The sequence below is a fragment of the Cutibacterium sp. LaCa_89 genome (assembly GCF_058177555.1).
In genome coordinates, this window is record NZ_CP190889.1 from 1,666,562 (window position 1) to 1,679,998 (window position 13,437).

The 13,437-nt window shown below is 63.0% G+C and carries 11 protein-coding genes and 1 pseudogene; 8 read left to right on the top strand and 4 right to left on the bottom strand.

Annotated features, from left to right (window positions below; translation table 11 throughout):
- Window positions 1-377 precede the first annotated feature (377 nt).
- Window positions 378-710, bottom strand: coding sequence for a recombinase family protein (locus ACP8LP_RS07735; RefSeq protein WP_252909483.1), 333 nt, complete (start codon window positions 708-710; stop codon window positions 378-380).
- A 143-nt stretch (window positions 711-853) separates the two neighbouring features.
- Between ACP8LP_RS07735 and ACP8LP_RS07740 the strand changes: the two genes are divergently transcribed.
- The 3 genes and pseudogenes from ACP8LP_RS07740 to ACP8LP_RS07750 form a co-directional block, all read left to right on the top strand.
- Window positions 854-1,054, top strand: coding sequence for a hypothetical protein (locus tag ACP8LP_RS07740; RefSeq protein WP_252909484.1), 201 nt, complete (start codon window positions 854-856; stop codon window positions 1,052-1,054).
- Between the two features lie 211 nt (window positions 1,055-1,265).
- Window positions 1,266-1,421 (top strand): hypothetical protein, encoded by a 156-nt coding sequence (locus ACP8LP_RS07745; protein WP_462581637.1) that lies wholly within the window; start codon window positions 1,266-1,268, stop codon window positions 1,419-1,421.
- A 12-nt stretch (window positions 1,422-1,433) separates the two neighbouring features.
- Window positions 1,434-2,594 (top strand): annotated as a pseudogene (locus tag ACP8LP_RS07750) (ISL3 family transposase); the annotation flags it as partial.
- 236 nt (window positions 2,595-2,830) lie between these two features.
- Here the strand turns inward: ACP8LP_RS07750 and ACP8LP_RS07755 are convergent.
- Window positions 2,831-3,133, bottom strand: a complete 303-nt coding sequence (locus ACP8LP_RS07755; protein WP_417033807.1) for a hypothetical protein — start codon at window positions 3,131-3,133, stop codon at window positions 2,831-2,833.
- Between ACP8LP_RS07755 and ACP8LP_RS07760 the strand changes: the two genes are divergently transcribed.
- From ACP8LP_RS07760 to ACP8LP_RS07775, 4 genes are all read left to right on the top strand, one after another.
- On the top strand, window positions 3,117-4,223 hold the full coding sequence (locus tag ACP8LP_RS07760) for a sugar ABC transporter substrate-binding protein (protein ID WP_065673448.1): 1,107 nt from the start codon (window positions 3,117-3,119) through the stop codon (window positions 4,221-4,223). The two genes, ACP8LP_RS07755 and ACP8LP_RS07760, sit on opposite strands and share 17 nt — an antisense overlap.
- 105 nt (window positions 4,224-4,328) lie before the next feature.
- On the top strand, window positions 4,329-5,933 hold the full coding sequence (gene malF, locus ACP8LP_RS07765; RefSeq protein WP_484483072.1) for a maltose ABC transporter permease MalF: 1,605 nt from the start codon (window positions 4,329-4,331) through the stop codon (window positions 5,931-5,933).
- Entirely contained in the window at window positions 5,933-6,838 is a 906-nt protein-coding gene (locus ACP8LP_RS07770) for a sugar ABC transporter permease (RefSeq protein ID WP_016665788.1), read from the top strand. The genes malF and ACP8LP_RS07770 overlap by 1 nt, the downstream gene beginning before the upstream one ends.
- Before the next feature lie 27 nt (window positions 6,839-6,865).
- Window positions 6,866-7,879, top strand: coding sequence for a LacI family DNA-binding transcriptional regulator (locus ACP8LP_RS07775; protein WP_221267985.1), 1,014 nt, complete (start codon window positions 6,866-6,868; stop codon window positions 7,877-7,879).
- Between the two features lie 105 nt (window positions 7,880-7,984).
- Here the strand turns inward: ACP8LP_RS07775 and ACP8LP_RS07780 are convergent, their stop codons facing one another.
- Window positions 7,985-8,404, bottom strand: coding sequence for a hypothetical protein (locus tag ACP8LP_RS07780; RefSeq protein WP_334353541.1), 420 nt, complete (start codon window positions 8,402-8,404; stop codon window positions 7,985-7,987).
- Between the two features lie 746 nt (window positions 8,405-9,150).
- A protein-coding gene (locus ACP8LP_RS07785; protein ID WP_147612108.1) for an IS3 family transposase occupies window positions 9,151-10,385 on the bottom strand; the annotation gives its coding sequence in 2 pieces (ribosomal slippage) (window positions 9,151-10,076 and window positions 10,076-10,385; 1,236 coding nt in all).
- 546 nt (window positions 10,386-10,931) lie between these two features.
- Here ACP8LP_RS07785 and ACP8LP_RS07790 point away from each other — a divergent pair.
- A complete protein-coding gene (locus ACP8LP_RS07790) occupies window positions 10,932-13,415 on the top strand; it encodes a sodium-translocating pyrophosphatase (protein ID WP_334353499.1) in 2,484 nt (827 codons plus the stop codon).
- Window positions 13,416-13,437: the final 22 nt, after the last annotated feature.

Below are 13,437 nucleotides of genomic sequence, written 5' to 3' on the forward strand. Positions count from 1 at the left end.
CCGACACCGCTACCTCGCCCGTCTCATGGGCGTGCTCGAACGCGCGTTGCGCCTCGACCGGATTCCTGCTGAAGGCTTCTGTCGGACACCGCAGTTGCGCTCGAAGGCTGGCTGTCCCCGGGAGAGCAAGAGACCGCAAGGGCGGTTCGAAGGTCGGGGAAGTCTCGGCGTCTCGGCGTCGTTCACGCATCCATCAACAGCTGCTGTATGCCGTTCTTGTTGCTCCGGATACCAGCGCGCGTGAGCACCGACCGGGAGACCCCGCGCTGCCGAGCCATAGCAGGTACCGGCACCCCTGCCCCCACCAGCTCACGCGCCTTGTCGAGCTTTGCCGGGTCGGTCGGCGTGCGGCCCTTGTACGTCTTACGCTGCCTCGCCTAGCCGATGCCCTCGCGCTGGCGCCGTAGCAGAATGTCGCGCTCGAAACTCGCCACAGCACCCAGGAGCACGAGCCTCAAACCGGCCCACCAGTCGTCGCCACCGGTAAACGTCAACGGCGGGCTCAGGAACCGGATCGTGCAGCCCTTCCCGGTGATCTGCTCCACCAAGGCCAACAGGTCCGGTAACGACCGCGCCAGCTGGTCGAAGCTGGGCACCACCAGTTCGTCACCGGCCCGCACGTAGCGCACTATCTCCGGGAGCTGCGGCCGGTCGGTGTCCTTCCCGCTCGCCACGTCGACGAACGAGCGCGAGACGCCGGCCTCACGCAATGCAGCATCCTGTCACGCGAGGTTCTGGCTGTCCGACGACACCCGCGCATAGCCCACGCACTCCCCCGCCCCGGCACTCCCTCCAACTGCTGCATCAGCACGACACGGACCGCGGTGCGTTCGTTCCCGGGCATCCCTGCATCGTGACCTCCACCGCCGGTGACCTGTACACCTGCCTGTACATCGATCGCGGCGGGCTGCTCACCACCGGCCAACCCGACCACCTGCAGGACTTGGTGGTCCTCCAGCCAGGGCAGTTCCTGCGCCGCGCCATCAACCTCGTGGACTCCAACTGGCAAGGATTCGCCACCTCGCCCGACGCGGGTGGCCTGCCCGATTACTAAGGCGATCGTTAGTAAGTAGACTCCTGGGAATCCATGGGCCGGCATTCCTTGTGGGTTCAGGCGGACACTTTGATGTAGGCCAGGTTCAGGGGCTCTTCCCAGATGAGGGTGTAGCGCATGTCGCGCGGCGGGCCGGCGCGTCGGTGGCCGGATAGAGGTCGAGGTCCCTGAGGATGAGAGCTCTTACACACTCAGCCCGAAAGACCTCGACGTGCATGACGCTACCGTCGGCGGGCGCGCTGATGCGTTGGCCAGCCCCGACCTGACTGTCTTCTGCCGCCTCGACGAACTCGGCCTCGTTGTCACCGGGCAGCGACTCGAGCCGGATCGTGCCGTATTGGCCTGCCAGGTGGTCCAGCCCGACTAGTGGTGCCGGCGCTGCGGCTGCGAAGAAAGACCACGTGACACCGTGGTCCGACGGCTTGCCCACGAACCACTGGGCTGGCAGCCCACGACGCTGGAGGTCGTCGTGCGCCGTTACCGCTGCAGCGGCTGCGGGTATGTGTGGCGCCAGGACACCACCGCCGCGGCCGAGCCGCGGGCCACGTTGTCTCGGCGCGCTCTGCGGTGGGCGCTGGAAAAGATCGTGGTCCAGCACTTGAGCGTGGCTCGGGTCGCCGAGGGGCTCGCGGTGGCCTGGGACACCGCCAACGATGCCGTTCTGGCCGAGGGCAAGCGGGTACTGATCGACCAGGAGCACCGCTTCGAGGGGGTGAAGGTCGTCGGGGTCGATGAGCACGTGTGGCGCCACACCCGTCGCGGCGACAGGTACGTCACCATGATCATCGACCTCACCCCAGCACGAGATGACACCGGCCCCGCCCGGCTGCTGGACATGGTCGAAAAACGCTCCAAGCAGGCGTTCAAGACCTGGCTGGCCGACCGCCCGCAGCAGTGGCGCGACGGCGTGGAAGTGGTCGCGATGGACGGCTTCACCGGGTTCAAGACCGCCGCCGTCGAGGAACTGCCCGACGTGGTGAGCGTGCTAGATCCCTTCCACGTCACGCGCCTGGCTGGCGAGGCGCTCGATGAGTGCCGACGGCGAGTTCAGCAGGCCATCTGTGGGCACCGCGGCCGCAAGGGCGACCCGCTCTATGCCGCCCGCCGGACCCTGTCGACCGGCGCCGACCTGCTCAACGACAAGCACAAGGACCGACTGGACACCCTGTTCGCCGACGACGCCCACGTCGAGGTCGAGGTCACGGAGCGTCTACCAGCCCATGATCGCCGCCTACCGCCACGAGAACCGGCGCCACGGCCCGAGCTGATGGCCCGGCTCATCGACTCGATCAGCACCGGCGTCCCCAAGGCCCTGGCCGAGATCACCAAGCTCGGCAGAACCCTGAAGAAGCGCGCCGCCGACGTCCTGGCCTACTTCGACCGGCCCAGCACCTCCAACGGGCCCACCGAGGCGATCAACGGCAGGCTCGAGCACCTGCCCGGCTCGGCACCGGGGTTCGGCAACCTGACCAACTACATCGCCAGATCCCTGCTCGAGACCGGCGGGTTCAGACCCCGACTACACCCTAGATTCGGATGAGCCGTTCTAATTCCCAGAATACGCGGTAGTGTATTGATTTCCAACTGGCCTTTTCGCCGGGGTGTAGGGAGTACCACGACGAAGCCCCGACTGGAGCCCATCGTGGCGACGAAGCGCCACGATGCAGACCAAGACCGCAACACTTTCATCAGGCGCGGTCCTCGTCGTCAGAACCCATTAGAACGCCGCCCGGGACTCGTAGCTGCTAGACAGTGATAAATCTCACCTCGCTTGGACTAGACAACCGTGTAACATTTTGCAACACTGACACCACGCTGCAAACGACCGACAACGATACGTCGGCCTGATGCACAACTACGTGCTCGACGATGAGCGTCGAGCTGCCTCGAAAGGTGTACCCACATGCCTGACATCACGCGTCGCTCAATGCTTTTTGGAGGTCTCGGTGTTGCTGCCGTCGGCGTCCTGTCCGCATGCGGCGGCAATGACTCCCCCTCGTCATCCACCTCGTCAGCATCCGGTGCTGCGTCCTCGGCCGCCGGAGCTGCCGGCTCAATCCTGGTGTGGACTGACTCCAACCGTGAACCCGTCCTTCGGAAGGTCGCCGAGCAGTTCAAGTCCGACACCGGGGTCACCGTCAAGCTGGCCGTCAAGGACTTCGCCAAGATCCCCGACGACTTCATCACCCAGGTCCCGACCGGTAAGGGCCCTGACGCCGCCATCGCTGCCCACGACGGCACCGGTCGCATGGTCGAGAACGGTGTCGTCGCCCCACTGGAGCTCGACGACACCTCCGCCTACCAGGGCGTCGCCATCCAGGCCTTCACCGTCAACGGCAAGATCTACGGCGTTCCTTATGCCACCGAGAACATTGCTCTGGTTCGCAACACCAAGCTCGTCACCGACGCCCCGAAGACCTTCGACGAGATGATCGAGATGGGCAGGAGGTCCGGCGCGAAGTACCCCTTCCTCGTGGGGCTTGACCCCAAGGAGTCCGATCCGTACCACCTGTACCCATTCCAGGCCTCCTTCGGTGCCCCGGTTTTCGAGTTCAAGGACAATGGCTTCGACGCCGCCAAGGTCGCCATGGGCGGTTCCAATGGCGAGAAGTTCGCCGCATGGCTGGCCGAGCAGGGGAAGGCCAAGAACCTCAACCTCAACATCTCCCAGGACATCTCCAAGGATCTGTTCGGCAAGGGCGAGGCTGCCTTCATCCTCACCGGACCGTGGAACCTCGACGGCTTCAAGAAGGCTGGCATCAGCTACGAGATCAGCGAAATCCCTTCTGCCGGTGGCCAGCCCGCCACCCCGTTCGTCGGCGTCCAGGGATTCTGGATGAGCGCCAAGACCAAGAACGCCGTCGCCACCCAGAAGTTCCTCGTCGAGTACGTCGGCAACCCGGACGTCCAGGCCGAGCTGTTCAAGGTCGGCAATCGTCCACCGGCCAACAAGCAGGCCTTCGAGAAGGCCAAGGCGGACAAGGACGTCGCTGCATTCGGCGCCGTCGGCCAGAAGGCCGTCCCGATGCCGAACATCCCCGCCATGGGATCGGTGTGGGCTGACTGGGGCGTCGCCGAGGCTCAGATCATCAGCGGCAAGGTCTCCAACCCCAAGGCCACCTGGGACAAGGCCGTGACGTCCATCAACGACAAGATCAAGAAGGGCTGATCTCAGCCTCCAGGTGGGGGCGCACGATGTCGCGCGCCCCCACCTCCCGCAACGCTAGTGCCGGCGTTTCCTCACATGCCCCGCTGAACCGGAGAACCCCACATCATGTCGTCATCATCAACCGTCGACCACGAGTCACGGGAAAAGCGTGTCGCCGCAGCCAGCGGCAAGTACTCCGGGTCACTGTGGGCCTGGATCCTCAAGATCGCACTTCTCGGCGTCCTCGACGCGATCGCCGTCTACGGCGTCATGACTGCCATCGCCCATGGATCCTCTGCAATGGCCATCGGCATCGGCGTCATCGGCGTCATCATCACCCTCATCTACCTGCCACCCAACCGGATGCTGCCGGCCAAGTACCTGGCTCCCGGCATCGTCCTCATGCTCGTCTTCTCGGTGGGCGTGATGGCCTACACGATCTACGTGGGCTTCACAAATTACGGCGATGGGCACAACGGCAGTCATGACGACGCCGTCGCAGCCATCCAACGAGACAACCAGCAACGTGTCCCCAACGCTCCGGTCTATGACTCGAGCGTCGCCGAGAAGGATGGCAAGCTGGCCCTGATCATCATCGATCCCAGTACCAAGAAGGTACGAGCTGGCACGTCCGATCAGCCCCTGGAACCCGTCGATGGGGCACAGCTCAACTCTCTGGGAAGGATCAAAGATCTTCCGGGCTACCGCGTTCTCCCGTTCTCTGAGGTGTCCCAACGCAGCGATGAGATCTCTCAGTTGCAGGTTCCCGTCTCCAAGGGCGCATCAGCCCGATTCATCCGCACCACGACTGGCTCACAGGCCTTCGAATTCACCTCGACGATGACCTACGACGAGAAGACCGCGACGATGACTGACACGAACGGCACCGTCTACAAGGACAACGGTCACGGCAACTTCGTCTCAGCCTCCGGCAAGGCGTTGGAGCCCGGTTGGAAGGTCACCGTCGGGTTCGAGAACTTCAAGAAGGCTCTCACCGACCATGATGTCCGCGGACCGTTCCTGAGGGTGACCGCGTGGACCTTCGCCTTTGCCGTGCTATCGGTGTTGACGACCTTCGCCCTCGGTCTGGCCCTGGCCCTGTTGTTCAACGACACCTCCATGAAGGGACAGAAGTTCTACCGCATCCTCATGCTCCTGCCCTATGCCTTCCCAGGGTTCCTGTCAGCCCTGGTGTGGTCGGGGATGTTCAACCAGGAGTTCGGCTTCATCAACCAGGTGTTGCTGGGTGGAGCATCCATTCCCTGGTTGACAGATCCCTGGATCGCCAAGGCAGCGGTCCTCATCGTCAACCTGTGGCTGGGTTTCCCCTACATGTTCATCGTCTCGACGGGCTCTCTGCAGTCCATCCCGGGAGACATCCTGGAAGCCTCTCGGATCGACGGTGCGAGCGCCTGGCGCACCTTCACGAAGATCAAGCTGCCACTGCTCATGGTGCCGCTGGCACCGCTGCTCATCAGTTCCTTCGCCTTCAACTTCAACAACTTCGTCCTCATCTACATGCTGACCCTCGGTGGCCCCCGATTCACCGACACCAGCCTCGATGTCGGCGCCACCGACATCCTCATCTCGATGGTGTACAAGGTCGCCTTCTCCGGTGCCGGTCGTGACTACGGCCTGGCCAGCGCCTTCTCCGTCATCATCTTCATCATCGTCGGCGTGATCTCCTGGCTCGGATTCCGCCAGACCAAGGACCTTGAGGAGGTCAACTGATGAGCACCGCAACAGTGTCCTCTGCCATCAAGGACGCCAACTGCCGCACGCCGTTCTCCAAGCGACTCAAGTCGCAGTGGTGGCGTCATCTGCTCGGCATCATCGCTGTTGTCTTCGCGGCCTTCCCACTGGTCTACGTGCTCTCGGCGTCCCTGTCGCCAGGCGGCACCCTGACCGGCTCCAACCAGCTGTTCTCGAAGATCGACTTCTCGAACTATTCCAAACTCATGAGCGACCCTGTGCGTCCGTACGGTCGGTGGTACCTCAACACCGTCATCATCGCCGCGGTCACCGCGATCTTCACCGTCTTCCTGGGAGCTCTGGCTGCCTACAGCTTCTCCCGGATGCGCTTCAAGGCGCGTCGCGGTGGTCTGTTGGCTCTCATGCTGGTGCAGATGTTCCCCCAGCTTCTGACGGTGGTGGCCATCTTCCTGCTACTGACATGGCTCGGTGACGTCTACCCGGTGCTGGGCATCGGGTCCCGGCTGGCGCTCATCATGGTGTACCTGGGCGGAGCCCTGGGAGCGAACACCTACCTCATGTACGGCTTCTTCAACACCGTGCCGCAGTCCCTCGACGAGGCTGCCCGGATGGACGGTGCAGGCCATGCCCGCATCTTCTTCACCCTCATCCTGCCGCTGGTGGCCCCGATTCTGGCGGTCGTCGGTCTGCTGAGCTTCATCGGCTCCTTCACCGAATACGTGGTGGCCTCGGTCATTCTTGGTGCCGACCCACATACCTCGACCCTGGCCATCGGTTTGTACCAGTATGTCTCCACTGAGACCAGCTCCAACTGGGGAGTCTTCGCGGCCGGCGCCGTGCTCGCCGCCCTTCCCCCAATGGTGCTGTTCCTCTGGCTGCAGAAGTACATCGTCTCCGGGCTGACCGGTGGGGCGGTGAAGTGACGTGACACACTGCCGGGAGGAGAAGAGATGAGCGGACCAACCCTTGCCGAGATCGCCGACCAGGCAGGTGTCAGCCAGGCCACCGTCTCCCGGGTCCTCAATGACAAGCCCGGGGTCTCAGACTCCACCCGGCAGTGTGTGCTCACCGCCCTCGACGTCCTGGGGTATCAGCGCCCCACCCACCTCAAGCCCGTCACGACGGGGCTCGTCGGACTCATCGTTCCCGAGCTCACCAATCCCGCCTTCGCAAGCTACGCCCAAGCTATTGAGACCCTGCTTTCGCGGAAGGGGTACGCCACCGCCGTATGTACCCAGGCCCCCGGCGGCATGCGCGAGGACGACTACATCCGGGTGCTGCGATCACGTCAGGTCTCGGGAATCATCGTCATGTCAGGGTCGCATGCCGACACCACTGCGGACATGTCCACTTACCACCACCTCGTTGACGTCGGGTTACCGTTGGTGCTTGTCAACGGGTATTCGCCCACCATTGCGACGCCGCAGATCAGTGACGACGACGTGTCCGCCATGGATCAGGCCATCGCCCATCTCGTCAGCCTTGGGCACGAGCACATCGGCCTCGCGGTGGGTCCTCGCAGATACGTCCCGGCACAGCGCAAGGAACAAGGTGTACGCGCGGCCATGGATCGTCGGCTCGGCGGGCATGGCAAGGTCACCGTCAGCAACACCGTGTTCTCCGTCGACGGCGGAGCTCATGCGGCTGTCGACCTCCTCGGTCAGGGGGTCAGCGCCATCATCTGTGGCTCCGACCTCATGGCTTTGGGAGCAATCCGGGCCGTCCGCGCACAGGGCCTGTCGGTCCCCCGTGACGTCTCCGTCATCGGTAGCGATGACTCAGCCCTGATGCGGTACACCGATCCCCCGCTCACGAGTCTGCATCAGGACGTCGGGCTCATCTCGACGATGGCGGTGCAATCTCTCATCGGTCTAGTGCGCGGTGACGCGGTTTTCCTCAGAGAGAGACTGGTGCGCCCGGAACTGGTCATACGCGCTACGACGGGGCCCGCCCGAGGCGCATGAGCATCCTGAAAACCCTGAAGTAACGGCGCGAGAGTGAGTCTCACACGATACGGGGCCCAGCTCCGTTGACGCGGAGCCGGGCCACAACCACAGCGAACGGCCAGATCACTTCTCGTCGTTATACGAACACTCGACCAACCGATGCTGGAAAATACGGCCATCCTCAAGGAACAATAGATACACGGCACCGTGAGGGACGTCACAGCTGGATCCCGTCGGGACGGGGACGTCAGCCATAATGGGGTCTTTCTTCATTGCGTCGACGTCAGCCTGAGTGATGGTCTCAAACTGCATAACCTCGCCGTCATCATCTCCACCAATTGCACAGCCCCACGCCTTGTGCCCCTTGAGGGAATCAACATTCGAGGTGGTGAGCTTCTCTGCCCGAGAGGTCATAGAAGAGTCTCGACATGCAGAGCGAGCCGCTGCCGACGAGGTCACCTTGACCTCCGGAGAAGGCGAGGTCTCGCCCTGCTGACCGCCACACCCTGATAAGCCGACGACCCCAACCGCCAAGGCTGACATCAAGGCTACTCTTCTCACCACTTCACCGACCCCTTCCACGCACGAACACCGCTCAGTTGAGTGACGTATTCATTCTGGACATTATCCCCCACATATACGACGGGGACGACGGTATGTGAAGCTTTCCGCTCGGAATACCGGAGTCGGCGTAGGCGCCTGCATAGCCCCAGCCGGGGGACTTGGATCAGTTCGGAATAGCAGGAAATCTGTGCCGACAACGACTTCGGGGTCCGGTCGTTTTCCATCAAGATTCGGGCATACGGCGCGATCTTCCTGGCTCGAGCACTCTTGAGTGGCTCGGTGATGCGTTCCGTTGTCGCCATCACCACGCTTTTTTCTTTGACTAGAGATTTTATATCGTTCGCACGTCTATACCCCGCTCTGATCGACGGTTAAGTCAACCAAGGTTTGTGCTTTCAACGTCCCGATTTCCGCACCCCTATCAGCGGCGAACCGACCGGCGATACGAGCCATCTGTGCCCCGGTGAAGACACCGGATCGCTGAAGGTGGTCGAGTCGGGCGAGGGCGAGTGCCATTGCCGCCTCGACACGGGGCTGAGTGGACGTCATAGGCGTGCGCCTTTGGCGCCGAAGCGGTGGCGGATGTAGCAGGTGCGGCTGCAATACACGCGGGTCTGCCGCGAGTGTGGTTGACACGGTAGCTCAGGCGGCGGTAGCTGCCTGTTGTGATCGAAGCATCTCAAACTCGGGCCTTCGCCCCGGATCGTGGACACGGTGGTGGTTGATTACGCTGCGGTTGGCAGCGTAGCGGCCCGGCGGGCCTCATAGGTGTTCGGGGACAGGTAGCCGCACCAGGAATGGCGACGGCGAGTGTTGTAGCGGGTGACCCAGCGAAAGACCTGACGGCGACACAATTCAGGCCCAGCGAACGTGGCCTGCCCGGCAAGGAGTTCGCGTTTGAGGGTGGCGTTGAACGACTCGGCCAGACTGTTGTCGGCGCTGGTCCCCACGGCCCCCATCGACTGGGTCACCCCGAGACCCTTGCAGAGTTTGGCGTAGGCCTTCGAGGTGTAGACCGACCCATGGTCACTGTGGAAGATCGCACCCCGGAGACTGCCGCGCTGCGCGCAGGCGGCTTTCAGCGCGTCTTCGACCAGTTCGGTGCGCATGTGGTCCGCGACCGCCCAGCCGGCCAGTTTGCGGGAGTAGCAGTCGATCACGGTGGCCAGATAGAGGTTCCCGCCACCGGCCAGCGGAAGGTAGGTGATGTCACCGACGTAACGCTGGTTCGGCTTCTCGGAGGTGAAGTCCCGCTGCAGCAGGTCACCGAACTTCTCATCAGCCGGTTCCGGGACCGTGGTGCGAACCCTGCGACGCAGCCGGGTCCCCGCCAGCTGGTGGGCACGCATCACCCTGGCGACGCGCTTGTGGTTGACACGATCCTCGCGGGCGGCGCCGTCGTTCAGTTCGACGGTCACCCGCGGTGCCCCGTAGGCCGGGTCCCCACCAGCTTTCGGGTCCTGGACCCGTCGGATCCGTGCAGCCAGGACAGCGTCGTCCTCAGCGCGCTGCTGACGGGCCGGGCCGGCTTTCTGCCAGGCATAGAACGAGGAGCGGGACAGCTCCAACACCTGGCACAACCGCTTCACCTGGTAGGTGGTCTGGTGGTCGGCGACGAACTGGAAGCGGTTCACCAGCTCGTCTCCCCGGCGAAATACTTGGCCGCCTTGCGCAGGATGTCCCGTTCGGTCTCCACCCTGGCCTTGTCCGCCCGCAACCGGGCATTCTCGGCCTCCAGCCGGGCGATCCTCGCTACTGGTGACTCACCGGAAGGGGGCGTGGCTGGGGTCGGTCCGTCGCTGGTGCGGACACCGTTGCCCAAGTCCTTGACCCACAACGACAGGGTCCCACGGGAGACCCCCAACTCCCCAGCGATCTGCTTCAACGTCGCACCGGGCGTGGTCTCGTACAAGTCAACGGCCTGCTGACGAAACTCCATCGAGTAGTTCTTCCTGGCCATGGTGATGATCATCTCGCTTCCTCCAGCCCATGCTGGATTCCACGTGTCCACAACCAAGGGTCAAGGCCCCTCGACCGGTGCCACGCGTCCGAGACGGGCTCGTCAGCGTCGCCGATGGTAGTTGCGTTCGATCCAGGTCACGATCGCGATGCGGAGCCGGTCGAAGCTGGCACACGAGAGCGTCCGGTTCCGCCAACGTCCGGGATCGAACATCATCCATTGGCGTCTGTGGTGCGTCAACGTGGTCCACGCACTCCTCCGGTGGGACGGCGGGGCAATATCGCTCGATCGCCGGAATCACTCTGAGAACGCTGACGCCCGACACCCCGGGTGCAGAGAGCCAACGCACCCGGCATACCGAGACGCACTGAACCCATGAGCGATACCGGCCCGACACGGTGACATTCTGCACATCGTGATCCCGACTGCTGACAATGCGACCAGCAAGTCATACCGTTGGGGATAAGGCCTGCACCGAAGCAGGTGCACGAGAGTTCTCAGGGAAGAGACAGGATCGTGAACACGATTGACAAGGGGGTTTCCCCCATGAAGCGCCTACTAGGCTGCACACTGCCCGCACTTCTCACCACCCTCGCTCTGACCGGATGTGGCTCAAGCGACGGGGAACCGAAGGGAGGTGGTGGTGAGGCCAATCTGAAACTGCCTCCTCTCAATGAGCAAGTCGGAAACGTCTCCGGAACCGCACTGCTGTGGATCGGTCTGGTCATCTGCCTGTTCGGTCTGGTGTTCGGTCTGGTGACGTACTCCAAGCTGCAGAAGCTGCCCGTCCACGAGGCGATGCACGAGGTTTCCGAGCTCATCTACGAAACCTGCAAGACCTACCTCAAGCAGCAGGCCAAGTTCCTCATGCTGCTGTGGGCCTTCATCGCGGCAGTCATCGTCGTGTACTTCCTGTTCCTGGAACATATGGGCGCCAAGGTGCTCATCATCCTGCTGTTCAGCCTCATCGGCATGGCAGGATCGTTCGGAGTCGCCTGGTACGGCATTCGCGTCAACACCTTTGCCAATTCCCGTACTGCCCACGCCTCACTGCGTGGCTCCCCATGGGAAACCTTCGACATCCCGATGCGTTCCGGCATGAGCATCGGCATGGTCCTCATCAGCGTCGAGCTGACCCTCATGCTCTTCATCATGCTGGTGCTGCCCGGTGACCTCGCCGGCCCGTGCTTCATCGGATTCGCCGTTGGTGAGTCCCTCGGAGCCGCCTGCCTGCGTATCGCCGGCGGTATCTTCACCAAGATTGCTGACGTCGGCGCCGATCTCATGAAGATCGCCTTCCACATTAAGGAGGACGACGCCCGTAACCCCGGCGTCATCGCTGACTGCACCGGTGACAACGCGGGTGACTCGGTTGGCCCCTCCGCTGATGGATTCGAGACCTACGGCGTCACCGGCGTCGCCCTCATCACCTTCGTGCTGGGAGCCGTCCCGGACCAGACCGAGCAGGTCCAGCTGCTGGTGTGGATCTTCGTGGTACGCGTCGTCATGCTGATCGCCTCCTTCGTGTCGTACCTCATCAACAACGCGGTCGCCAAGGCCCGCTACGGCAAAGTCCCCGAGATGGACTTCGAGAAGCCGTTGAGCTCCTTGGTCTGGATCACCTCGGTGATGTCGATCCTGCTGACCGTCCTCACCACCTGGTGGATGCTCGGCTCGATGGGCGACGGGACGATGTGGTGGAAGCTGTCCATCATCATCTCCTGCGGCACCCTGGCCGGCGCCCTCATCCCAGAGCTCGTCAAGGCCTTCACCTCGACGAACTCCCGGCACGTCCGTGAGGTCGTCACGAGCGCCCGCGAAGGCGGCGCCTCCTTGGACATCCTGTCCGGTCTGGTTGCCGGTAATTTCTCCGGATTCTGGTTGGGCATCATCATCGTCGCCCTCATGGGCATCTCCTTCCTCGTCTCCGGCACCGGTTCCGGCTTGGGCGACATGGGAGCCATGAGCGAGGTCAAGTGGGCTGTCTTCGCCTTCGGCCTGGTGGCCTTCGGCTTCCTCGGCATGGGAGCGGTGACGATCGCCGTCGACTCCTACGGCCCTGTCACCGACAACGCCCAGAGCGTCTACGAGCTGTCGACCATCGAGGAGATCCCGAACGTCTCCGAGAACATCGAGAAGCAGTACGGATTCGCACCCCGGTGGGACGTCGCCAAGCACATCCTGGAAGCCCAGGATGGCGCTGGCAACACCTTCAAGGCAACGGCCAAACCGGTACTCATCGGGACTGCCGTCGTCGGTGCCACCACGATGATCTTCTCGATCATCATGATGCTCACCGAGGGCCTGTCGAATGCTGCCGAGGTCAACAAGCTCGGTCTGACCCACGCTCCGTTCCTGCTCGGCATGATCGCCGGCGGTGCCATCATCTACTGGTTCTCCGGAGCCTCGATGCAGGCCGTGACGACCGGTGCCTACCGAGCCGTCGAGTTCATCAAGAACAACATGCAGCTTGACGAGAACGCCACGAAGGCCTCCACCGAGGATTCCAAGAAGGTCGTCCAGATCTGCACCGAGTACGCCCAGAAGGGCATGCTCAACATCTTCCTGGGCGTGTTCTTCGCAGCCTTGGGATTCGCCTTCGTCGATCCGTACTTCTTCATCGGGTATCTGATCTCGATCGCTATCTTCGGCCTGTACCAAGCCATCTTCATGGCCAACGCAGGCGGCGCTTGGGACAACGCGAAGAAGATCGTCGAGGTTGACCTGGACGCCAAGGGCACCGAGTTGCATGATGCCTCCGTGGTTGGTGACACCGTCGGTGACCCGTTCAAGGACACCTCCTCGGTGGCCCTGAACCCGGTCATCAAGTTCACAACCCTTTTCGGTCTGCTGGCCGTCGAGCTGGCAGTGTCGATCGGTGCCGGACCGCTCACCAACATCCTCGCTGCGGTGTTCTTCCTCATCGCCTGCTTCTTCGTCTACCGCTCCTTCTACGGCATGCGGATTGACTCAGCCGGCGGCAACGACGAGTACGACGACGTCGCCAAGGAGGCTGGCAGCGGGCTGTGACTGGTGGAAGGGTTCTACACTG